The sequence below is a fragment of the Brevundimonas sp. NIBR11 genome (assembly GCF_027912535.1).
GTDB lineage: Bacteria > Pseudomonadota > Alphaproteobacteria > Caulobacterales > Caulobacteraceae > Brevundimonas.
In genome coordinates, this window is record NZ_CP115465.1 from 2344690 (window position 1) to 2367754 (window position 23065).

Sequence of the window (23065 nt, forward strand, 5' to 3'; positions counted from 1 at the left end):
CCTTTAGAAGGGTCAGCCTGACCGCTTGTTGCAGCGCAAACGGCGCGGCATGCTCCTTGGCGTGACCTCCCCTGCCGTGACAACCGCCGACCGTCCTACCGCCGCCGCCAGCCTCCGAGCGGCGCGACGCATGGTGGTCAAAGTCGGCTCATCCCTGGTCGTGGACCAGAAAGCCCCCGCCACCGTCTGGCTGGCCGGCCTCGCCGCCGACATCGCCGCCGTCAGGGCCCAGGGCCGCCAGGTCGTCGTGGTGTCGTCGGGCGCGGTCGCCCTCGGCCGGGGCCGCCTCGGCCTGGAGAAGAACGCCCGGCTCGACGAGAAGCAGGCCGCCGCCGCCGTCGGCCAGTCCCTGCTGATGCACGCCTGGGAGGCCGCGCTGGCGAGCGCAGGCCTGACCCCCGGCCAGGTCCTGCTGACCCGCGACGATACCGAACGCCGCCGGCGGTGGCTGAACGCCAGAGCGACCCTGGAGGCCCTGCTGAAGCTCGGCGTCGTCCCCGTGGTCAACGAGAACGACACCGTCGCTACGGAGGAGATTCGCTACGGCGACAACGACCGACTGGCCGCCCGAACGGCCCAGCTGGTCCGGGCGGACTTGTTGGTCCTGCTGTCGGACGTCGATGGTCTGTACACCGCCGATCCGCGTCGCGACCCGGAGGCGGAGCATCTGCCGCTGATCGAAAGCCTGACCCCGGAGGTTCTGGCCATGGCGGGCGGGGCCAATGCGGACGCGGCCGTGGGCACGGGCGGGATGGCGACCAAGCTGGAGGCGGCGCGGATCGCCCGCTCGGCCGGCTGCGCCACCCTGATTGTCTCGGGCCTGACGGGACGGCCGCTCAGCGCTGTTGCATCGGGCGCTCGAGCCAGTCTGATCACGGCGTCGGCCACGCCCTTGCAGGCCTACAAGTCTTGGATCGCCGGCAGCCTCGAACCCGCCGGCGCCCTCACGGTCGATCACGGCGCCGCCCAGGCGCTGGCTGGCGGACGCAGCCTCTTGGCGTCGGGCGTGAAGTCGGTGGAGGGCCGGTTCGACCGGGGCGACTGCGTGCGGATCGTTGCCGCCGACGGCGGGGTCCTGGGCGTCGGTCTGGCCGCCTATGCCGCCGACCAAATGGAGAAAATCCGGGGCCGTCACTCGGGCGAGATCGAGGACCTGGTCGGCTACAAGGGTCCTGGCGTGGCCATTCATCGCGACGACCTCGTGCTGCACGGATGAGCGATCTGGGCGCCCGGATGATGGCAATGGGGGCCCGGGCCAGAGCGGCGGCGGACGCCGTCCGCATCGCCTCTGCCGAGGTGCGTTCGGCGGCCCTCTCGGCCATGGCGACAGCCATCCGCGACCGGGCCGACGCGATTCTGGCCGCCAACGGGTGTGACATCGACCGGTCCCGGACAAACGGCATGGCCGAGGCCCAGATCGACCGGCTGGCCCTGACGCCGGGCCGCATCGAGGCCATGGCGGCGGCGGTGGACGAGGTCGCGGCCTTTCCGGATCCCGTGGGGGTTGAGACCGCCCGCTGGACCCGACCGAACGGCCTGGATTTCGCGCGGGTCCGGACGCCGATCGGGGTGCTGGCCATCATCTACGAGAGCCGGCCCAATGTGACGGCGGATGCGGCGGCCCTGTGCCTGCGATCGGGCAATGTCGCGATCCTGCGATGCGGATCGGACTGTCTGGACAGTTCGCTGGCGATCCATGAGGCGGTAGTCGAGGGGCTGAGGGCGGCGGGCCTGCCGGAGGACGCAGTGCAGTTGGTGGATACGCCCGACCGGGCGGCGGTCGGCGCCCTGCTGACCGGGCTGGGCGGCGCCATCGACCTGTTGATCCCGCGGGGCGGCAAGAGCCTGGTGGCGCGGGTGCAGGCGGAGGCGCGGGTTCCGGTGCTGGGGCATCTGGAGGGGATCAACCACACCTATCTGCATGGCTCGGCCGAGGTCGGGATGGCGCGGGACGTGGTGGTGAACGCCAAGATGCGGCGGACCTCCGTGTGCGGATCGACCGAGACCTTGCTGGTGGACCGGGCGGCGGCGGGGCGTCTGCTGCCGGAGGTGGCGGAGGCCCTGATCGCGGCGGGGTGCGAGCTTCGGGGCGATGACGAGGCCCGGGCGCTGGTCCCGGCCATGACGGCGGCGAGCGACGACGACTGGGGGCGGGAGTTCCTGGCGCCGATCCTGGCGGTTCGGGTGGTGGACGGGCTGGAGGCGGCCGCAGCCCATATCCGGCGGTATGGATCGGGCCACACCGATGCGATCGTGGCCGAGGACGAGGCGGCGGCGGCTGAGTTCCTGAACCGCGTCGACAGCGCCATCGTGCTATGGAACGCCTCCACCCAGTTCGCGGACGGGGGCGAGTTCGGGTTCGGGGGCGAGATCGGGATTTCGACGTCGAGGCTCCATGCGAGGGGGCCGGTCGGGGCCGAGCAGCTGACCAGCTACAAATATGTGGTGCAGGGAACGGGGCAGACGCGGCCCTAGCGGCCGATGGTGAGGTCCAGCGGCCGGGAGGCGTGGAGCTTGCCGCCGCCGAGATCCAGAACCAGCCTGCGACCCGTGAAGGCCTCCATCCCGACCAGGGCGGCGGGGAAGCCCGGCAGGGGGACGTCGGCATAGATCGGGGTCGGGGCGTCGCGATAGATCTGGTCGCCGACGGTGATGGTCCGGGATCGGACGATCCGGCTGTCGATGGAGCCGCCCAGCACGATGCTGGCCCCGCGTTCGGCCGGGCGACCGTCGAGCAGGCCCGCCCCCTCCGCCGCCTCGCGCGACAGGGCCAGCAGGGCCGAGGCGCCGGTGTCGACCACCGCTTGGACCGTCGCACCCTCGACGGTGACCTCAGTCGTCAGCGCGCCGCCCGCCTTCGTGACCGGGATGGCGGCGACGTCCTCGGGCAGGGCGTGGCCTTCGCGGGGCAGGAAGCGCATGCGGCGTTCCGCCGTGTCCAGTTCCAGCACGGTCTCGCTGAGGACGTCCTGACCGAGGATCAGGGGGGCGCCGAGCCCCTCCCCCACCGCCAGCGGGCCTAGCGACAGGATGGCGGCGCGCAGGGCCTCGATCCGCATGGCCCCGACCGCGATGTCGAGGGTCACGCCCCGCCCCATCTGGGGTCCGCCGCCGACGCCGTAGGCGACGAGGGGGATATCGAAGGCCTGGGTTAGGCCGAGCCGGTCGAACAGGCCGCGATCGATGACCGAATACTGAGCGCCGGAATCGACGAGGGCGCGGATGGACTGGCCGGCGACGCTGACGCGGACGGTGGGGACGGAGGCGCGACCCTCGTCATAGGGGAGCCAGCCGCTGGAGTTGTCCGGTCCGAAAACCACGGCGGGATCGCGCCACAGCACATGGTCCCGCAACCACCATGCGCCGCCGAGGCCCGCGGCGACGAGCACGGCGCGGGTCAGGAAGGCGCGGCGGTTCATGGGGTGACAGTGGGGACGGGATGGGGCGGTGTCGAGGCGTTAGGGGTCGCGGATTAGAGTTTCTCCCTCCCACTTGGGGGAGGGTGGCCGAGCGGAGCGAGGTCGGGTGGGGGCGGCCGGCCGACGCGGACACAGGTCTGCGGGGCCTTGCCTTGCCGCCCCCACCCGGTTTCGCCTTGGGCTCAACCACCCTCCCCCAGGTGGGAGGGAGATACTGTTGTTCAGACACGCGTCATCGTTCCTCCGCTGCGAACGGGTTGGGGAAGTCGACGGAGCCTGGGCGGTCGCCCGGAACCGAGATGGCCCCCTGCTTTCGCGTTACGGGGACCGATGAATGTTTTTCGGCTCGCGCCGAAGGCTCCGTCCCCGACCGGGTCCGCGAGCGTCGCCCAGCGGGTGTACGGACACCCCGGGAGGGGTCTGCATCATCGTCGCAACGATGACCGACCACAGGTCCCGAGTCCTTTGGACCCTCAGGCGATAGGCCCGCGACGGGCGGCGGGCTCAGGCCCGCCGGGCTCCGAGGTTTCACGCCCCTCGGACAACCCCGTTACGATCGGCCCCGCCGCACGTCCGGGTCCTGGGCCCAGGACGCCTTCCCCAACGACGGGATGGGAAAGAGTGTACGCCCGGTTTGAGGGGCGCCTGCGATAATGGGCTTAAATGGAGCCGGGCGTTGAATTCGCTGGACGAATTCGGGCATTCGTTGATGGGTATCGACGCTTGGACCCTCTCCCGGCGGGAGAGGGCTTGAGGTTCGGAGAGCGGAGCGATCCGCAAACCCGAAAGGGTGAGGGGCTGGTGTCGAAGTCGGCGTGAGCCGTGGCAGTGCGACGGCTTACGCCGAAGGACAGGTTGACCCCTCACCCTTTCGCGCAAGAACGACGGCTTGCGCCGCAGTGCGCTCAAGCCCTCTCCCGCCGGGAGAGGGACTACCAGGTCAGACGTCGAACTGGACGCCTTGCGCCAGCGGCAGCTCCGACGAGAAGTTCACGGTCTGGGTCTGGCGGCGCATATAGGCTTTCCAGGCGTCGGAGCCGGATTCGCGGCCGCCGCCGGTGTCCTTCTCGCCGCCGAAGGCGCCGCCGATCTCGGCGCCCGAGGGGCCGATGTTGACATTGGCGATGCCGCAGTCGGAGCCCCAGGCCGAGAGGAAGGCCTCGGCGTCGCGGACGCTGTCGGTGAAGACGCAGGAGCTCAAGCCCTGGGGGACGGCGTTCTGCATGGCGACGGCCTCGTCGAAGGTCTTCCACGTCAGGACGTAGAGGATGGGGGCGAAGGTCTCGTGCTGCACGACGGCGCTCTGGGCCGGCATGCGGACGATAGCGGGGCGGACATAGGAGCCGTCACGGGTTCCCCCGACGACGATCTGGCCGCCCTGTTCGACGGCCTGGGCGAGGGCGCGGTCGAAGCCGAGCGCGGCGTCCTCGTCGATCAGGGGGCCGACCAGGACGCCGTCCTGACGCGGGTCCCCGATGGGCAGGGTGGCGTAGGCCTTGGCCACCCTGTCCAGCAGAGCATCGGCGATATCTTCATGGACCAGCAGGCGACGCAGGGTCGTACAGCGCTGGCCGGCGGTGCCGACGGCGGAGAAGGCGATGGCGCGGACGGCCATGTCCATGTCGGCGCTGGGCGTGACGATCATGGCGTTGCTGCCGCCGAGCTCCAGCAGGGAGCGGCCGAGGCGGCCGGCGACGGTCACAGCGACGGCCTTGCCCATCCGGGTGGAGCCGGTGGCGGAAACGAGGGCCACGCGCGGATCGGCGGCAAGGGCCTCGCCCACCTCGCGGCCGCCGACGAGGAGCTGGACGAGGCCTTCGGGGGCGTCGCCGAAGCGGGCCAGGGCGCGCTGCATCACGGCGTGGGTGGCGAGGGCGGTCAGGGGCGTCTTCTCCGACGGCTTCCAGATCACCGGGTCGCCGCAGACGAGGGCCAAGGCGGCGTTCCAGGCCCAGACGGCGACGGGGAAGTTGAAAGCGGAGATGACAGCGACGGGCCCCAGCGGCTGCCAGGTCTCGCGCATGTGGTGGCCGGGGCGCTCGCTGGGCAGGGTCAGGCCGTAGAGCTGGCGCGAGAGACCGACGGCGAAGTCGCAGATGTCGATCATCTCCTGAACCTCGCCGAGGCCCTCCGAGACGATCTTGCCAGCCTCGAGCGTGACCAGCATGGCGAGGTCGGCCTTTGCGACGCGCAGCTCCTCGCCCAACAGACGGACCAGTTCGCCGCGACGGGGCGCGGGAATGCGGCGCCAGGCGTCGAAGGCCGAGGTCGCGGCGGCGATGGCGGCCTCGGTCGCGGCGGCGTCGGCGGCGCGGACGGGGTCTCCGGTCGAGCCGTCGATGGGCGAGCGGGTCGGCAGACCGGCCGGGTCGAAGGCGCTCTCCGCGACGCCGAGGCGGGTCAGGAGGCTGCGGGCGGATTGGGCTGCGGTCAGGGTCGCGGTCATGGGCGGCGGCTTAGCTGGAGCCTTGGCAAAGCGAAAGGGCCGCCTCCTTTCGGAAGCGGCCCTCGGTCACGCCGGTCGGGAGGTTACCAGCGGCGACCGTCGCGGTCCCAGCGCTCGTCACGCAGGTTGCGCTCGATGCGGTCCAGGCGCTGTTGCAGGTCGCGGCGTTCCCACTGGGACAGGCCGTCGCGGCGGTAGCGCCACTCGACGCGCTGGTACTCTTCCAGCTGGTAACGGAGGTTCTGGGCCTCGCGGCGGCTGATGCGGCCGTTGTAGGCGGCGCGGTCGATGCGCTGGGCGATGCGGGCCTGCTCGCCATTCAGGCCGCCGTTTCCGCCGCCGTTCCAGCCGCCGTGGCCCTGGCCGTAGCCGCCGCCATAACCGCCGCCGTGGCGGCCATGGTCCTGCGCCAGGGTCGGGGTCGCGATCGCGACCGCCGACGCGGCCAGCAGAGAAAGCAGGGCTTTCTTCGTGAGGGCGGTCGTCATGCTCTTCTTCCTTCCTGTTCGCCCGGGGTGGGCTGCGAAGAGGAGGAAAGCACTGTGAAGCTGACACGCGTCTGAGCCCGCTGTTGTCGAACAGTCAGGTTGATGAACGGCCACGCTTGGGGCCCGGGGAACGCCACGCTTTGCTGCGGGTTCGAAGGGTTCAACGCAGCAACGAGGAGTTTCCGTCGTGAAAATTCGTGACGTGATGAGCAAGGACGTCCAGGTCGCCCGGACGGGCGACACCCTTCAGGAGGTGGCTTCGCGCATGGCGTCCGGCGACTTCGGCTTTCTGCCGGTCGCCGACGGCGACAGCCTGGTGGGGACGATCACCGATCGCGACATCGCCGTGCGCGGCGTCGCGCAGGGCAAGCCCGCCTCTGCGGCGGTGACGGAAGTGATGACGTCCGGCGCGACGACGGTGCTGGACACCGACGATCTGAAGTCTGCGCTGGACCTGATGGGCGGCGGCAAGATCCGACGCCTGCCTGTGGTCGACAAACACGGCAAGCTGGTGGGCGTCGTCTCGCTCGGCGACCTGTCGACCCGTGTGAAGGAGCGCTACGCCGGCGAGGCGCTGGAGACGATTTCCCAGCCTCACTGACCCGACGAGGTTAACGCGCGCGTCACCCTGTCTCTGAACCCTGCGTCAACAGGCCATCCTGCAAGCTGCGAGGTCAGAGACAGGGGTGACTATGGCGCGTGCGCAATTCCAGAAGGGCCAGAAAGTCTGGGTCGAGTGCGTCGGCGCCTGGGCCCAGATCGAGAAGGTCCAGCCCGTCTGGGCCAAGGGTTTCGAGGAGCCGGTCAAGGTCACCTATGACGTAGGCCTGGGTCGCGAGTTCCAGGCGAGCGAGCTGATGCTGCCGGCCGAGGACGAGACAGGCGCCGAGCTGGGCGACTGGCGGCTGCTGCGGGCGCGCAACAAGTGGCAGCAGGCCGAGGACGTGCCGCATCACCCCTATCCGGGCACCTATCCGGTCGTGGTCACCGACGCCGCAGACTGGGGCGGCTGGCGCGTGCCGGGGGCCGAGTACGATCGCGATCCCCAGCGGATCGAGTTCCAGGCCCGGCTGATCGCAGCGGCCCCCCGCCTGATGGAGCTGGCCCAGAGACTGATCGACACGGTGGCGGAGAGCCCCGACGACGCACCGCCCGAGACCCTGGCCATGGCGCGTCAGGCGCGCGAGGTGCTCAAGTCCGTGACCGAGGTTCTGGCGCCCGCGCCCGAGGCTGTGGCGCCGGGGACTCGCGCGCACGCCGCATAGAAGAGTTTCGTTAACCAAACCTCGACAGGATTCCGCGACGCAGCCTAGATTCCGAAGCGTCGTCGAATCGCCCAACGCCTGACCCTGCCGCCCCGGCCGGGACGCCGCGAGCATGTCCGGGAGAGAGATTTGCGGGGCGCCGATCGCCGCATTCAGCAGCCGGGACGACGGTCGGGGGACCGTCCCGAAGGATTGCCGACTTGGGGGCGGGTGCTGGTTCTCGCCCTGACGCTGGGCCTTGCGATCTATGTCGTCCTGTTCGCGCGCGAGAGCACGCGGCCGGCGCGGGAGGCCGCGACCCTGAAGGCCGAGGCCCTGCACCGCGACGCCGCCTTGGGAGCCGCGCAGCTGGATGCCGAACTGGCGCGCGCCAGGGCCGGGCTGATCGTCGCCGCCCAGACCCTTAGGGCCGCGCCGGAGCGGCCGCTCGATGCGCTGGAGGCGGCGCGCGCCATCGCCCCGGACAGCGCCTTCGCCGTCGTGGCTCCCGACGGAGAGGCCTCGGCCGCGGCCGGAGCCCGCCCCTCCGACTTCCGTCCAGCCGCCGCGTCCGGGACGCCCGGTCCGCGCGCCAGCCATGACCGCACCGCCCTTCTGACCACGGCGTCCCAGGCCCCGGGCCTGGCGGCCCGCACGCCCGTGGCCGACAACGCCGGAGACCGGACCCTGGTCGTGTCGCCGACCGAAGGGTTGATCGCGGGGGCGGCCGGCGCCTCGCTCAGAGAGACCCTGGGGCTTGAACTGTCGACCCTGACCGCCGCCAAGGGGAGTGTTCACGGCGCGCCGAGCGCGCACGAGGCCATCGAGGCGGCGGCGGCTCCGGTCGGGGACAGCGGTCTGTCCGTCGTGGCCTGGCGGCCCGAGACGACGGGGGCGGCGGCCATCATCAGCGATCTGTGGTTGCTGATCGCGCCCCTGGGGCTGGGGGTGCTGGTGCTGGGACTCGCCGTCATCCAGCGGTGGCGGCAGTCGCGGGCGTCGAGAGCCTGGGCCGAGACCGAGCACAGGTTCCGCGTCGCCGTCGAGGCGGCGCGCTGCGGCGTCTGGGAGTGGGACCTGAACGAGGGCGAGGTCGTGGTCTCGGACTACATGGCCGAGCTGCTGGGGCTGCCGGCCGGAGGCACGGTCAGCGCCGAGGCGGTGATGGAGCGGATCGCGCCCCGCTATCGCGATCTGGTCGAGCACGCCCTGCGTCAGGCCGCGACCTTCGGCGCCTTCGAGGTGACCTTCCCCGTGCCGCTGGCGACCGGCGGCGCGCGCTGGATCGATGCGCGGGGGCAGGCGCGGGGCGCGCGCGGCGACGAGGGCTTCTCGATGATCCTGGGCGTCGCGCTCGACATCACCGAGGCGCGGCGGGCCAAGGCCCAGGCGCAGTCGGCGGAGAACCGCCTGCGCGACGGGATCGAGAGCGTGTCGGACGCCTTCGTCCTGTTCGACAAGCACGGCCGGCTGATCCTGTGGAACCAGGCCTTCAAGGACGCCTTTGGGTTCGCGGACGAGGCCGTTCGTAAGGGCGCCATGAAGGACGAGCTGAACCGCATCGCCGCCCTGGCCATCAAGGAGGAGCGTCCCTCGGCCGAAGGACGCGCCGGGGCGCGCGAGGTCGAGCTCTACGACGGGCGGGTGCTGCAGCTGGCCGAGCGGTTCACCGGCGACGGGGGAACTGTCGTGACCGCTGCGGACGTCACCGCCATCCGCCGTCAGGAGCTGGAGCGGCAGCGCGCGGCCGACAGCTTGCGCACCATGGTCGACCAGCTGGAGACCAGCCAGGAGAAGCTGAGCCTGCTGGCCCGCAAATACGAGGTCGCCATGACCCGGGCGGAGGCCGCCAACCAGGCCAAGTCCGAGTTCCTGGCCAACATGTCCCACGAGCTACGGACCCCGCTGAACGCCATCAACGGCTTCTCGGAGATCATGGCTGGCGAGATGTTCGGCCCGCTGGGCGATCCCAAGTACAAGGGCTATGCCGCCGATATCCTGAAGTCCGGCCAGCATCTGCTGAGCCTGATCAACGACATCCTCGACATGGCCAAGATCGAGGCGGGCAAGATGACACTGCACTACGAGCCGGTCGATCTGATCGAGGTATGCGAGGACGCGATCCGACTGATGCGCGGCAAGGCGCAGGACTCAGGGCTGACCCTGTCCTTGCAGGCGCCAGATCTGCCGGAGATCGACGCCGACTATCGCGGGCTGAAACAGGTGATGCTGAACCTGATCTCCAACGCGGTGAAGTTCACGCCGGAGGGCGGGGAGATCACGGTGGCCTTGTCACGGCTGGATCAGGACCGGGTCCGGATCGCGGTCACCGACACCGGCATCGGCATCGCCGCCGCCGATCTGGCGCGTCTGGCCCAGCCCTTCGAACAGGTCGAGGGCCAGCATTCCAAGACCACGCAAGGGACCGGTCTCGGCCTGTCGCTGACCAAGGCCCTGATCGAGCTGCACAAGGGCGAGATGCTGATGGAGTCGGAACCGGGCGTGGGCACCACGGTGAGCTTCGACATTCCGATGAAACGGCCGGTCGCCCCGGTCGAACAGGCGCAGGCGGCCTAGATCACCGGGTGAGCCAAGGCTCCAGGACCACGCCGATCATCACCAGTATGGCGATGGCGATCACGCCGATCCACACCCACTCCTGAACACGAAAACGCTGCACCGATCCCCCAAGGATTTCCCTGTTATCCGTGCGGTTCTCCAGTGATTTCAGACAGAAGACCACCCCCGACGATTGGGGGGGGCGCCTATTTCAGTCGGTCTTCGCCCGCGTGATCCCCACGCCCGCCGCCGCCCTTGCCGCGATTGTCGAGGATGCGGGCGAAGGCGGCGCGGTCGGCCGGAGAGAGGGTGGCCAGAATGGCGATGGCGTCGGCTTCCAGCGTCCGGCGTGCGCGCAGTTCGGCGGCGCGCGACTGATCCAGCAGGGCCTCGACGCGAGCGGGGTCATAGGGTTGGGCGGCGGCGGCGGCCACGGCCTGGCGGCGCAGTTCGCGGGACTGCTGGAAGTCGGGCCGGGCGGCCATTCCGGCGTCGCGCAGGGCCTGTTTGACGGTGACGCGCGCCTCGGGGCTGAGGGCCTGCAGCAGTTCGCGCGTGGAGGGGCGGCGGTTGTCGGGCCCCTTCTCGTCCATACGGCGTTCCATCCGATCCTGACCGTTCAGGGCGGTGTAGGCGGCGGTGGCGGCGAAGACGTTGACCGCGACCGAGACGGCCAGGGCGCCGCCGAGAACGATAGCCAGGGTGCGGGCGTTCATCCCAGCACCTCGGTCTCGTCGAAACCGCCGAGCAGGGCCTGTTCCAGCACGGCGTCGGCCTGGCTCTGGGCCGCCAGATGGCCGCCGAGGTTGGTCCCGAAGACCACGCCCGCACAGGCGGCGGCGGCCCAGCCGGCGCCGCCGATCCACAGCAGCCTGCGCAACGAGGGCCAAGTCGCGCGAGCCTTCAGACTGGCGGCGGCCGCCGAGGCGAGGACGCGATCGCGCAGGGCCATGGACACGGTCGGATTGGGCGAGGCGAACAGGGCGGCGTCGGTCAGGCGCGCGTCGAACAGGATGCGTTCGGCCTCCGAATTGGCCTCGATCCAGGCGCGTGCGGCGTCACGCTCGCTTTCGGGCCAGCGGCGGACGTCGCCGCCGTAGGCATCGGCCATTTCGCCGAAACGCGTCGCGTCCATGCGCTCATCGATGCGCCTGGGTGTCATCCTCGTCCTCCTTCGGCCGCCGGTTCCGCGCCGGGGGCCAGATGCGCCAGGGCCTGTCTGAGGGTCCTGCGACCCCGCGACAACAGGCTTTCCAGCGCCTCGACACTGACCGACATCAGGCCGGCGGCCTCGATATTGGTCAGCTCCTGATAGTGACACAGCACAATGGCCTCGCGCTGGCGGTGCGGCAGGGCGGCGAGCGCCCGGTCCACCTGCGCGCCCAGCTGGGCCGCCAGAATGCCGCGATCCGGGGCCGGACCCTCGTCGGGTCGATCCAAGGAAATCTCGGTCGGAACCTCGCGACGCCGACGCAGGCGGTCGTAGCAAAGGTTCAGCCCCACCCGGTGCAGCCAGGTGTCGAACTTCGCCTTTCCCGGCGTCCAGCGTGGGGCCTGTTTCCAGGCGCGCAGCAGGGCTTCCTGGGCCACGTCCTCGGCCTCGACGGCGTCGCCCAGCATCCGCTGGGCCAGGGCCAGCATGCGCGGCAGCTTGCGCGCCACCAGCGCCTGAATGGCCGCGGGGTCGCCCTGACCCACGCGGCGCACCAGATCTTCGTCGGGATCGACGACAGAAGCCAAGCGGTCCCTTTCCCGACGTGCAGGCGGATTGGCGACGAAGCGGGACGGCCAGGGAAGCGCGACCGTCCCCATAGTCTTACTCCGAAGCGGGCGCGGAAGGCGACGCCTGACGGGCGGCGCGATGGGCCATCCGTTCGGCGCGGCGCTCCCCGCGCTGTTCACGCATCGCCTGACGGGCGGCGGTGCGTTCCTCGGCGGAGATGACGCCGTCGCGGTTCGTGTCGACGCGGTCGAACCGGGTCGTCAGACGGGTTCGGACATCGGCGATCGACACGGCCGGCGCTTCGCCGCGCTGCGCCCCTTGGCCGCGATGACCGCGCATCCCGGCCCATTGGCCGCGATGACCGCGCGGGCCCTGCATGCGGTGGCCGCGACCCTGGCGGGCGCCGTCGGCGCGGGCTTCGCGCGGAGCGGTGAACTCCTCACGGCTGATCGCGCCGTCACCATTCTTGTCGAGCGTCTCGAAGCGCGCCGAAACGCGCTGATTCCGGCGGGTGTCCCTGCCCGACTGCCGCTCCTCGGCGCTGACGGAGCCATCGCGGTTGGCGTCGATCGCGGTCAGGCGGGCGAGGCGGGCGTCGACGAACTCGGCGCGGGTCACCTGACCGTCGCGGTCGGCGTCTACGCGCGGACCGCGCGGCGCCTGTTGCGCCAGGGCGGACCCGGCGGTGAGCACGGCCAGGGCGGCGACGCCAGCGGCCAGGATGGTTTTCTTCATCTGTTCGTCTCCGAAAAGAGCGACCGCACATGCGCTCGCAAGACCCCCGTCTTGGAAGGTCTAACGGACGAGTTAGGACGATCCGTCGCGGGGTGCAGGTAGAGCCTTTTCAAAGGCCCGGCGGGCGTCCCTGCGGGTGGTCTCCAGCCGACGCCGCAGCGCCGGGAAGTCCACCTCGCCCGCCGCCTCGGCCAGGCGGGCACGGAAGGTCTCGCCCTCCCCTTCCGGATCGCCCTTGTCGTCGAAAGCGCAGGCCAGGAGCTGGGCCAGGGCCTGATGCAAGATCCAGCTGTCCTCCAGCTCGGGATCGTTCGCGAGCTGATCGAGGATGGAGACGCTGAGGGGGCCGCCCGAGGCTGCGGCCTGGAGCTGGCGGAACTGGCCGACGAACTCGGCGTCCACCAGGCCGCCGGGGATCAGCTTCAGGTCCCAGAAGCCCTTGGCCGGCCGCTCGCGCGCCATCAGGTCGCGCATGGCGCGGACGTCGCCGGCGGTGTCCACCTCAGGACGCGGGCGACGCAGGGCCGCCTCGATGGCCGCCGTCACCTGTGCGCCGAAGGCCGGATCGCTGGCCCAGGCGACGCGGGCGCGGGTCAGGGCCATGAACTCCCAGGTCGCGGCCTCGCCGGCGTAATAGGCCTCAAAGCCCGAGAGGGGCACGGACACCGGCCCCTTGGAGCCCGAGGGGCGCAGCCGCATGTCGACCTCGTAGAGACCGCCCTCGGCCGTGTGGGCCGAGAGGGCCGAGATCAGTCGCTGGGTGAAGCGGACGTAGAAGACGTCGGGCGACCAGCCCTTCGCAGCGGAGGTGGCGTCGGACGGCGCGCCATAGACGGTCATCAGGTCGAGGTCGGACCCGGCCGTCATCTCGCGCGACCCGGCCTTGCCCAGGGCGATCACCGCGACCGCCCCGGCCATGGCGCCGCCCAGACGCTCGGTCTCGGTCAGGGCCGCCGCCGCCAGGGTGCGCATGACGGCGTCGGCCAGATTGGTGAACCCCCGGCCCGCCGCCTCAGGGCCGACGCGGCCCGTCAAGGTCTGCATGCCGATGCGGAAGGCTTGTTCGCGGTGCAGGCGGCGCACGGCGTTCATGGCGCCCTCGAAGTCGCCAGCGGCTTGCGCCTCCTCGGCCATCTGGTCGAACAGGCCGGTGTTGATCCCGAGCTCGGTCTCGAACCGGACGTCGAGCATGGAATCCAGCGCCGCCGGATAGCGGCCCAGCGTCCGGGCGAGGCGCGGGGCGAAGGCCATGACGCCGACGATCCGCTCGAACAGCTCGGGCTGGTTCAGGAACAGGGCCTGGATCTGCACGCCCGCCGACAGGCCGGAGAAGAAGACCGAGAACCGGCGGAAGGCGGCGTCGGCGGCGCCGGTGCGAGCGAGCGCCGTCAGGAGGCGAGGAGCCAGCCGGGTGAACAGCTCGCGGCCCCGCGCCGACCGGGTCGCGGAGATCCGGCCGTGGTGCCAGGCGCGGATGGTATCGGCCACGGCGCCGGGTTCGGAGAAGCCCATGCGGCCGAGGGTGGCGAGGGTCTCCGGGTCATTGTCGACGCCGGTGAAGACGAGGCTGCCGAAGGGGGAGGACAGCTCCTCCTCCCCCTCGAACAGAGCGCCGTAGCGACGATTGACGCCGATCAGGACAGCCTCCACGCCTGCGTCGAAAGCGGCCAGATCGTCTTCTCCCGAGAGGGCGGCGACGGCGGCGCGGCGGGTCGGATCGGCGGGCAGGATGTGTGTCTGTTCGTCCTCGAGCATCTGGACGCGGTGTTCGAGGCCGCGCAGCTCGATATAGAAGGCGGTCAGTTCGGCGGCGACCTCGGCCGGAAGGTGACCCTTGGCGACGAGGGCGGCCAGGGCGTCGACGGTGCGTGAGGACCGCAGCGACGGGTCGCGGCCGCCGAGGATCAGCTGCTGGGTCTGGGCATAGAACTCGATCTCGCGGATGCCGCCGCGCCCGAGCTTCAGATTGGCGCCGGCCGCCTCCAGTCCCTCGCCGGTCTTGTGGACGTGGATCTGCCGCTTGATCGACTGGATGTCGAGCACGGCCTGATAGTCGAGGCTGCGGCGCCAGACGAAGGGGACCAGGGCCTTCAGGAAATCGCGGGCGGCGTCGAAATCGCCGCAGATGGCGCGGGCCTTGATGAAGGCGGCGCGCTCCCAGTTCTGTCCGACGCCCTCGTAGTAATCCAGCGCCATGGGCACGGCGACGACGGGCGGAGTCGAGGATGGATCGGGGCGCAGGCGCAGGTCGACGCGGAAGACGTAGCCGTCGGCGGTGCGCTCGCTGAGCAAACCCGCGACGCCTTGGGCGACGCGGTTCATCAGGCCTTGGGCTTCCGTCCCCTCGGCGAGGACGGGGGCCAGGCGGTCCGGGTCGAAGAAGAGGCTAAGATCGATGTCGGAGGAGTAGTTCAGCTCGTTCGCGCCATGCTTGCCCATGGCCAGGCCGAACAAGCCGGGGATGGGGCCCGAGCGGTCGTCGGCGGCGGTCAGGAGCTTGCCGCGTCGGCGCAGGTCCTCGGCCACGGCGGACAGGGCGGCGCGGGAGGCGACGTCGGCGAAGCGGCTGAGGGCGCCGGTGACCTGATCCAGGCTCCAGACCCCGCCAAGGTCGGCGAGGGCGGTCAGGAGGTGAAGTTCCGCCTTCAGCTTTCGGAGCGGCGAGCGCATGTCGTCGGCGCCGCCGGTCAGGGCGATGGTGCGGGCCGCGATGGTCTCCAGCCGGGCGTCGGGCGCCTCGGTCAGAACGGCGTGCAACATGTCCGGCCAACGGCGAGCGAGGCCGAACAGATAGGGAGAGGCGGCGAAAACGGGGGCAAGCGCAGGCCAGGCGGCGTCGAGCGTCGCGCTCCAGCCAGCCTCGGCGGCGGCGGGCGTCAGGCGGTCGCGGGCGCGGCGGGCCGCCTCCGCATCGACGATCGGGCCGCAGGGAGCCAGCCGGTCCAGCAGCGGCGCCTCGGTCATCCGTCGCTCGCGGGCGGCAGGACCAGGGCGACGCGGAGGCCCGGGCCGGAGCCGCCGTAAGCGCCGGGGCCCTCATCCAGTTGGATGCGGCCGAGGTGAGCCTCCATGACGGCGCCGACCAGCGACAGGCCCAGGCCCGATCCGGCCTCGGAGCGGCTGTTGTCGAGCCGGACGAAGCGTTCGATCACGCGCGGGCGGTCCTCCTCGGGCACGCCGGGGCCAGTGTCGGTGACGGAGAACTCGATCTCGCCCGAGGAGCGACGGCGCGCGCGCAGCATGACGGCCCCGCCGACAGGGGTGTATTTGATGGCGTTGTCGATGACGTTGGCCAGGGCCTGGGCGAGGAAGGGCCGCGCCCCCTCGATCAGCAGGCCGCGCTCGATCTCGGCGGAGAAGTCGAGACCCTTGTCCTCGGCGGCGGGCTCGTAGAGTTCGGCCATGTCGGCGGCGAGGTCGGCGGCGTCGAAGACGGCGGCGTCGGGCACCCGACCGGCCGCCGCCTGGAGCCGGGCGATGGCGAGGACGGTGTTGAAGGTCTTCAGAAGGGTGTCCGCCTCGTCCAGCGCGACCTGCAGGGCGTCGACGCCGTCGACACGGCCGGCCTCGGCGTCGATCAGGGCGACTTCCAGCTTGGCCCGCATCCGCGTCAGGGGGGAGCGCAGATCGTGGGCGATGGCGTCGCCGGCGTGGCGGATCGAAGCCATCGACTGCTCCAGCCGGTCCAGCATCCCGTTCAGCCCGACGCCGAGTTCATCGAGTTCGTCACCCGTGCCGCGCACGGCGACGCGGGCCTTGAGGTCGCCGTCCTGCACCGAACCGACGACGGCGTTCAGCCGCCCCATTGAGCGTTCAAGGTTACGGCTGATCAGCAGGCCGCCGCCCAGACCGAGCAGCAGCACCATGCCCATGGCCATCCACAACGCCTGGGTCAGACGGCCGAGATAGGCCTCGGTGTCGCCCAGGGATTCGCCGACGATCAGTCCCTCCCCGCCCTTCAGCCTGATCTGGACGGCGCGGACCTGGGGCCGGATGACGCGGCCGTCGGGGTCGGTATCGGTGATGGTGAAGGTGGTCCAGGCCTCCTCCGTCGTCGGCGCCTCGTCGAAGGGCGAGACGCTGAGACTGGAGGTGATGAAGGTCCCGTCCGGCTCCATCAGCCGATAGAGGAAGGCGCTGCGCGTCAGGGTCCGGTCGATGACCGCCATGTTGAGCGCGTCGATGCCGCGGCTGTCATAGACGCCGACCAGGGCCTGCAGCTCGCTGCGCACGTCCGTTTCGGCCTTGGCCTGAGCCTCTTGGGCCGAGGCGATATAGACGTAGGCCAGGATCGCGCTGGCCGCCGCGGCGAACAGGGCGAGGAACAGCAGCGTCAGCCGGAAGGGCGTGCGGCGGAAGAGGGAGGGGAGACGCATCGCCAAACTATTCTCCCTCCCCTTCATGGGGAGGGTGGTCGGAGCGCAGCGGAGACCGGGTGGGGTGCTCCCCCAGCTTTTGCCGGATGAACTCCACCACGTCGCCGAGGTTGTCGCGGATCATCGCATTGTCGAACCGCAAGGTCCTGAAGCCTTCCTGAGCGAACACCGCGTCCCTGATCCTGTCCTTCTTCGCACCGTCTGCGGTTTCATGCGAGGCGCCGTCGACCTCGATGATCAAACGATGGTTGAAGCAGACGAAGTCGAGGAAATACCCTCGGACCGGCGTCTGTCGCCTGAAATGATAGCCTTCTCGTCGCAGAGCTTTGAGGCCGAGCCACAGGCGCGCTTCCGGCGGGGTCATCGCCTTGCGCATCGCTCGGGCCTTGGTCGTTGCTTCCTTCAAGTCGTGGAGTTCCCCACCCGACCTCGCAGCGCTCGGCCACCCTCCCCATGAAGGGGAGGGAGAAAGTCTTTCGTCCCTACGCCTCCAGCCGATACCCCGCCCCGCGCACCGTCTGCAGCATCGCCTTGTCGAAGCCCTTGTCGATCTTGGAGCGCAGGCGGGAGATGTGGACGTCGATGACGTTGGTCTGGGGGTCGAAATGGTATTCCCACACCTTCTCCAGCAGCATGGTGCGGGTCACCGACTGGCCGGCGTGGCGCATCAGGAACTCCAGAAGCTGGAACTCGCGCGGCTGCAGGTCGATCTCGGTGGCGCCGCGATGCACGGTGCGGCCGATCAGGTTCATCTCCAGGTCGCCGACCTTCAGCACGGTCTGGACCCCGCCCGTCTCGCGACGGCGCGACAGGGCCTCGACCCGGGCGATCAGCTCGGCGAAGGCGTAGGGCTTCACCAGGTAGTCGTCGCCGCCGGCCTTCAGGCCCGTGATCCGGTCCTCGACCTCGCCCATGGCCGACAGGAAGAGCACCGGCGTCTGGTCGCCGTCCTTCCTCAGGGTCTCCACCATGCCGATGCCGTCCAGGCGGGGCATCATCCGGTCCACGACATAGACGTCGTAGTCGCCCTTCTGCGCTTCCAGCAGGCCATAGGCGCCGTCGATGGCATGGCTGGCGCTGTGACCGGCCTCGGTCAGGCCGCGCACCATGGCCTGTGCGGCTTCGGCGTCGTCCTCGACCACGAGAATTTTCATTGGGCCGCCCCTCCGGAATCACAATCGCCGCCGACGGTAGTCCATCGGCGGCGACTTGGGGAGTTAAGCCTTGTTCAGGCTGCGGACCACTCCGAGGCGGATCATTCCACCTTGGCCAGTTCGAGTACGACGGAGCGATTGCCGGCCGGTGTTCGCACCAACAGGAAGATTCCTTCCCGGCCCGCTGCTTTCGCGGCAGCCACAGCGGCCCGGAAGTCCGCCACTGTCCGAACCGGCCTCAGATTGGCCTGCACGATGACGAATCCGGCTTCGTAGCCATCCCGTGCGGCACGAGACCCTTCGGCAACGCCCGTGATGACAAGGCCCTCGACACGTTCGGAGATCGAGAAACGCGAACGCAGGCCATCGGTCAAAGGCGCGACGGTCAGGCCTTCGATGACTTCGCCCGCGGGTGCGACCGGCCGACCAGGCGACGGCTCAGCGCCTTCCTCAGTCGTCTGTGCCGCTTGAATATCAGCCGGGCGCGTGCCCGAGCGGATGCTGAGCGTCTGACGGCGACCTTCGCGGACGATTTCCAGGCGAAGCTCGTCACCGGGCGCAGCCTGTCCGACCTGGCGGGTCAGTTCTGTGGAGGTCTTGATATCCCGGCCATTCAGCTTGACCACCAGGTCGCCTTCACGGAGACCGCCTACATCCGCCGGGCCGCGTGGCGTTACGCTGTTCACGTACGCACCCTCTGGAAGATCAGCCGCTTCGCGCGCGCTGTCGCTGAGGGTCTCGATGGTAACGCCCAGATAGCCGCGCTCGATGGCCCGACCTGTCATCAGGCGATCTGTCACCGACTTGGCGATCGAGGCCGGGATGGCGAAGCCGATGCCGACCGAGCCGCCCGTCGGCGAGAAGATCGCCGAGTTGACCCCGATCACGCGGCCATAGATGTCGAAGGTCGGGCCGCCCGAGTTGCCCCGGTTGATGGCGGCGTCGATCTGCAGATAGTCGGTGTAGGGCGTGGTGCCGTCGCCGATGTCGCGGGCGCGAGCCGAGACGATGCCGGCCGTGGCCGTGCCGCCGAGACCGAACGGATTGCCGACCGCGATGACCCAGTCGCCGACGCGCGGCTCGGCCGCTTCCTCGAAGCTGACGAACTTGAAGTCCGAGCCCTCGACCTTGACCACGGCCAGGTCGGTGTCCTGATCGCGACCGACCAGACGGCCGGGCAGTTCACGGCCGTCCGACAGTTTGACGGTGATCTTGGTGGCGTTGGCGACGACGTGGTTGTTGGTGACGATGAAGCCGTCGGCCGAGATGAAGAAGCCGGAGCCGGCGCCCTGGGCGGTCGGCGCGTCCTCGCCCTGTTCCGCTTCCGGGGTCTGGGGCGCCTGGAAGCCGAAGCCAGGCAGGCCGGGGATCGGGATCAGGCCGCTGCGCGGACGTTCGATCGGGGTCTCGACGTCGATCTGGACGACGGCGGGCGAGACCTGATCGAAGATGTCGGCGAAGCTGAGGGGCGCGCCCTGGGGCGGGGCGAAGGCGAGGCCCGAGGCGCCGGCGGACGGGATCAGCCGCCCGCTCGCCTCGGCGGCGTTGGCGCCGGGCCAGTCGATCACGCCCCCGGCGGTCGCGGCGGCCGCGAAAGTCAGGCCGACGGCGGCCCCCAGGATGAATTCCTTGCGCTTCAGCATCGGTGTCTTTTCGATCCTTCATGGTCCGTGACGGACCCGTTTCGCCTTCTGATATAGACCTCCGGCGGCTTTCGCCAACCGTGGACTTGCGAGGCTTCTACCCGCTCAACGCCCGTCGTGAGGCGCGGATGCGTCAGGATCAGGGCGAACCGTTTCAGTCTGGAGAAGATCGGCCAGCCGACGTTCCTCGTCGGGCGAGAGCGGCGCGGTTTCGACGGGCTTTCTGCGGGCGAAAACGACGAGCGCCGCGCCGCCGATGACGGCCAGAAGGCCCGGGCCGAACCACAGCAGCCAGGTCCCGGTCCGCACCGGCGGGGTGAACAGGACGTAGTCGCCGTAGCGGCGCACGAGGTCGTCTCGGACCTGCTGGTCGGTGGCGCCCGAGGCGATCTCCTCGCGGATCAGGCGGCGCATGTCGCCCGCGATCCCGGCCGGACTGTCGGCGATGGATTCGTGCTGGCAGACGACGCAGCGGACCACGGAGAACAGCCGCTGGGCGCGGGCCTCTGCGCCGGGCGAGGCGAGCGGCTGGTCTGGGGGAGCGGCGGGTTCTTGGGCCCGGACCGGGCCGGACAGCATCAGGATAGCGAGCACCATGGCCACCAAAAATCCGCTCATCCCCGCGAAGGCGGGGCCCCAATCCTTTGGGCGGTCAGAGGCGTCAAGCGCGCGTCGACCGCGATTCCGCATGTCTTGCCCCTGTCTAAAACCTGGGTCCCCGCCTTCGCGGAGATGCACAGAAAATGGAAAGGTCACGCGGCCGCGACCTTCTTCCGCCCGCCCACCGCCAGCCTCAGCCGCCGATCGAACAGGGATAGCACCCCGCCCAGGGCCATCACGAACGGGCCGAGGAAGATCAGCCGGGCCCAGGGATTGTAATAGACCCGGACGGTCCAGGCGCGGGCGGCTTCCGGCGTCGAGCGGCGCTCGCCCATGACGACATAGACGTCGTCCAGCCCCCGGAAATCGAGGCCGACCTCGGTCGTGGTCTGGCCGCCGGCGGGGAAGAAGCGGCGTTCGGCCGTGACGGTCTTCGGGACGGCGCGGCCGTCGGTGGAGGTGACGGTCAGGGTCCCCTGCTCGGCCAGATAGTTGGGGCCTTCGACGATCTCGACCTTGTCGAGGGTGACGGCCCAGCGTCCGGCCTGGACCTCGCCGCCGATGGGCAGGGGGGCGGCCGCCTCGACCGTGAAGCCGGTCTCGACCACGGCGCCGAGGACGAAGAGGCCCAGGCCCGCGTGTGCGAGCGTCATGCCCCAGGCGCCGAGCGGCAGGCCTCTGGCGCGGCGGCCGACCTCGGGCAACGGGGCGTGGAACAGGCGGACGCGCTCGACCACCTCGGCCAGGGCGCCCAGGATCAGCCAGGCGCCGACGGCGAGCCCGGCCGCCGCAAACGCCTTCTTCGGCTCGAAGGCCAGCCAGCCGACGAAGCCGCAGGCGAGGGCGAGGCCGCCGGCGACGGCGAGCCGCTGCAGGGCGCCTACCGCGTCGCCGCGCTTCCAGGCCAGCAGCGGCCCGGCGGGCAGGATCAGGAAGGCGACCGCCATCAGGGGGGTGAAGGTCAGGGCGAAATAGGGCGGGCCGACCGAAATGGTCGCGCCGGTCGCGGCCTCCAGGATCAGCGGATAGAGGGTGCCGAGGAGGACGGTCGTCGCCGCCACGGTCAGGAAGAGGTTGTTCAGGACCAGGGCGCCCTCGCGGCTGATCGGGGCGAACAGGCCGCCGCCCTTGAGCTGGGGCGCGCGCCAGGCGAACAGGGCGAAGGCCGATCCGGCCGTGGCGGCGAGGATGCCCAGCAGCATCAGCCCCCGCTCCGGATCGACGGCGAAGGCGTGGACGCTGGTCAGGACGCCGGACCGGACCAGGAAGGCGCCCAGCATGGAGAAGGTGAAGGCCAGAAGGGCGAGGAACACGGTCCAGCCGGCGAGGGCGCCCCGCCGTTCGGTGACGACGGCGCTGTGCAACAGAGCGGCGCCCGCGAGCCAGGGCATGAAGCTGGCGTTCTCGACCGGGTCCCAGAACCACCAGCCGCCCCAGCCGAGCTCGTAATAGGCCCAGAAGGCGCCCAGCGTGATCCCGGCGGTCAGGAAGACCCAGCTGGCGAGGGCCCAAGGCCGGACCCATCGCCCCCAGGCGGGCCAGAAGCCGGAGAAGGCCCGGCCCTCGATCAGGGCGGCGACGGCCAGGGAGAAGGTCACCGAGAAGCCGACATAGCCCGCGTAGAGCATGGGCGGATGGATCGCGAGCGCCGGGTCCTGAAGCAGAGGGTTCAGGGAGGCGCCCTGAAGCGGAGCCGGGTCGATCCGCTCGAACGGGTTGGAGGTGAAGACGGCGAAGGCGAGGAAGAGCGCGCCCAGGCCGCCCTGCACGCCGACGGCCGAGGTCTTGAGGCCGAACGGCAGGCCGCGCGCGCGGGTCAGGGCCGCGCCAAAGCCGGTCATGACCAGGCACCACAGGACCAGCGACCCCTCGTGGCTGCCCCAGGCGGCGGCCACCTTGTAGAGCATCGGCTTGTCGGTGTGGCTGTTGTTGGCGACGTTCGCGACCGAGAAGTCCGAGGTCGCGAAGGCGAAGATCAGGGCGGCGAAGGCGAGCGCCGTAGCCAGCGCGGCGGCGACGGCGGCGCCCTCTGCGCCTCCGGCCAGCAGGGGGCTGCGACGCAGACGGCCGGTCGTGGCGAGGCCCGTCTGGAGCACCGACAGCATCAGGGCCAGGATCAGCGCGAAGGCGCCGAATTCGACGATCATGAGGAGGTGCGGCCGCCTTCAGGCCGCCACTCGCCCTTTGCCTTCAGCCGGTCGGCGACTTCGCGCGGCATGTAGGTCTCGTCGTGTTTGGCGAGGACGGTGTCGGCGTGGAAGACGCGGTCGGGGCCGAACTTGCCCTGGGCGACGATCCCCTGCCCTTCGCGGAACAGGTCGGGCAGGTCGCCGTGGTAGACGACGCGGCTGGTCGCGGCGTTGTCGGTGACCGAGAAGGCGACGGTCGCGCCGTGGTGTTCGACGCTGCCGGCCTCGACCAGACCGCCCAGGCGGATCATCCGGCCGGCGGGGGCGGCCGCGGGCGTCGCTTCGGACGGCGAAAAGAAGAAGGTCACGCTGTCCTTCATCGCCCATAGCGACAGGCCGACGGCCAGAGCGAGCACGGGGGCGGCGGCGGCCACGACCCACAGGCGGCGACGGGCCTTCGGCGATTTGGGAAGCCAGCTCATGGGCGGACGACGGGTTCCGGGAACGGAGAAGTCGCGCCGTATAGCGCCTGAGACGCGCGGCTCCAAC

The 23065-nt window shown here is 70.4% G+C and carries 20 protein-coding genes; 5 read left to right on the forward strand and 15 right to left on the reverse strand.

Going from position 1 to position 23065, the window contains the following annotated elements:
* Positions 1–130 precede the first annotated feature (130 nt).
* The gene (gene proB, locus O5O43_RS11875) at positions 131–1216 is read left to right on the forward strand and encodes a glutamate 5-kinase (RefSeq protein WP_271084100.1); all 1086 of its coding nucleotides are present in this window, start codon (positions 131–133) and stop codon (positions 1214–1216) included.
* On the forward strand, positions 1213–2475 hold the full coding sequence (locus O5O43_RS11880; RefSeq protein ID WP_271084101.1) for a glutamate-5-semialdehyde dehydrogenase: 1263 nt from the start codon (positions 1213–1215) through the stop codon (positions 2473–2475). The genes proB and O5O43_RS11880 overlap by 4 nt, the downstream gene beginning before the upstream one ends.
* Here the strand turns inward: O5O43_RS11880 and O5O43_RS11885 are convergent.
* The 3 genes from O5O43_RS11885 to O5O43_RS11895 all read right to left on the reverse strand — a co-directional run bounded on the left by O5O43_RS11885 (position 2472) and on the right by O5O43_RS11895 (position 6353).
* Positions 2472–3419, reverse strand: coding sequence for an aspartyl protease family protein (locus O5O43_RS11885; RefSeq protein WP_271084102.1), 948 nt, complete (start codon positions 3417–3419; stop codon positions 2472–2474). The two genes, O5O43_RS11880 and O5O43_RS11885, sit on opposite strands and share 4 nt — an antisense overlap.
* Before the next feature lie 940 nt (positions 3420–4359).
* Positions 4360–5865: an aldehyde dehydrogenase family protein gene (locus O5O43_RS11890; RefSeq protein WP_271084103.1), complete on the reverse strand. Its 1506-nt coding sequence runs from the start codon at positions 5863–5865 to the stop codon at positions 4360–4362.
* A gap of 83 nt (positions 5866–5948) precedes the next feature.
* Positions 5949–6353, reverse strand: a complete 405-nt coding sequence (locus O5O43_RS11895; protein ID WP_271084104.1) for a hypothetical protein — start codon at positions 6351–6353, stop codon at positions 5949–5951.
* 187 nt (positions 6354–6540) lie between these two features.
* Between O5O43_RS11895 and O5O43_RS11900 the strand changes: the two genes are divergently transcribed.
* The 3 genes from O5O43_RS11900 to O5O43_RS11910 all read left to right on the forward strand — a co-directional run bounded on the left by O5O43_RS11900 (position 6541) and on the right by O5O43_RS11910 (position 10174).
* Entirely contained in the window at positions 6541–6954 is a 414-nt protein-coding gene (locus tag O5O43_RS11900; protein WP_271084105.1) for a CBS domain-containing protein, read from the forward strand.
* A gap of 91 nt (positions 6955–7045) precedes the next feature.
* Positions 7046–7618, forward strand: a complete 573-nt coding sequence (locus O5O43_RS11905) for a hypothetical protein (RefSeq protein WP_271084106.1) — start codon at positions 7046–7048, stop codon at positions 7616–7618.
* Positions 7619–7747: 129 nt separating this feature from the next.
* Complete coding sequence (locus tag O5O43_RS11910) at positions 7748–10174, forward strand: ATP-binding protein (protein ID WP_271084107.1); 2427 nt, start codon at positions 7748–7750, stop codon at positions 10172–10174.
* A 188-nt stretch (positions 10175–10362) separates the two neighbouring features.
* Here the strand turns inward: O5O43_RS11910 and O5O43_RS11915 are convergent, their stop codons facing one another.
* The 12 genes from O5O43_RS11915 to ccmE form a co-directional block, all read right to left on the reverse strand.
* The gene (locus tag O5O43_RS11915; RefSeq protein ID WP_271084108.1) at positions 10363–10872 is read right to left on the reverse strand and encodes a periplasmic heavy metal sensor; all 510 of its coding nucleotides are present in this window, start codon (positions 10870–10872) and stop codon (positions 10363–10365) included.
* Positions 10869–11318, reverse strand: coding sequence for a hypothetical protein (locus O5O43_RS11920; protein WP_271084109.1), 450 nt, complete (start codon positions 11316–11318; stop codon positions 10869–10871). The genes O5O43_RS11915 and O5O43_RS11920 overlap by 4 nt, the downstream gene beginning before the upstream one ends.
* A complete protein-coding gene (locus tag O5O43_RS11925) occupies positions 11315–11896 on the reverse strand; it encodes an RNA polymerase sigma factor (RefSeq protein ID WP_271084110.1) in 582 nt (193 codons plus the stop codon). Before O5O43_RS11925 ends, O5O43_RS11920 begins: the two co-directional genes overlap by 4 nt.
* Positions 11897–11972: 76 nt before the next feature.
* Positions 11973–12614 carry an EF-hand domain-containing protein gene (locus O5O43_RS11930; protein WP_271084111.1) on the reverse strand — a complete coding sequence of 214 codons (642 nt, stop codon included), beginning with the start codon at positions 12612–12614 and terminating at the stop codon, positions 11973–11975.
* Between the two features lie 72 nt (positions 12615–12686).
* Entirely contained in the window at positions 12687–15578 is a 2892-nt protein-coding gene (locus O5O43_RS11935) for a bifunctional [glutamine synthetase] adenylyltransferase/[glutamine synthetase]-adenylyl-L-tyrosine phosphorylase (RefSeq protein WP_271084112.1), read from the reverse strand.
* Positions 15575–16990 carry a HAMP domain-containing sensor histidine kinase gene (locus tag O5O43_RS11940; protein ID WP_271084113.1) on the reverse strand — a complete coding sequence of 472 codons (1416 nt, stop codon included), beginning with the start codon at positions 16988–16990 and terminating at the stop codon, positions 15575–15577. Before O5O43_RS11940 ends, O5O43_RS11935 begins: the two co-directional genes overlap by 4 nt.
* A gap of 7 nt (positions 16991–16997) precedes the next feature.
* Positions 16998–17396 (reverse strand): endonuclease domain-containing protein, encoded by a 399-nt coding sequence (locus O5O43_RS11945; protein ID WP_271084114.1) that lies wholly within the window; start codon positions 17394–17396, stop codon positions 16998–17000.
* 76 nt (positions 17397–17472) lie between these two features.
* Positions 17473–18144 carry a response regulator transcription factor gene (locus O5O43_RS11950; protein ID WP_271084115.1) on the reverse strand — a complete coding sequence of 224 codons (672 nt, stop codon included), beginning with the start codon at positions 18142–18144 and terminating at the stop codon, positions 17473–17475.
* A gap of 101 nt (positions 18145–18245) precedes the next feature.
* Entirely contained in the window at positions 18246–19787 is a 1542-nt protein-coding gene (locus O5O43_RS11955; RefSeq protein WP_271084116.1) for a Do family serine endopeptidase, read from the reverse strand.
* A gap of 105 nt (positions 19788–19892) precedes the next feature.
* A complete protein-coding gene (locus O5O43_RS11960; RefSeq protein WP_271084117.1) occupies positions 19893–20384 on the reverse strand; it encodes a cytochrome c-type biogenesis protein in 492 nt (163 codons plus the stop codon).
* Between the two features lie 155 nt (positions 20385–20539).
* Positions 20540–22534, reverse strand: coding sequence for a heme lyase CcmF/NrfE family subunit (locus tag O5O43_RS11965; RefSeq protein WP_271084118.1), 1995 nt, complete (start codon positions 22532–22534; stop codon positions 20540–20542).
* Positions 22531–22998 (reverse strand): cytochrome c maturation protein CcmE, encoded by a 468-nt coding sequence (ccmE, locus tag O5O43_RS11970; RefSeq protein ID WP_271084119.1) that lies wholly within the window; start codon positions 22996–22998, stop codon positions 22531–22533. Before ccmE ends, O5O43_RS11965 begins: the two co-directional genes overlap by 4 nt.
* Positions 22999–23065: the final 67 nt, after the last annotated feature.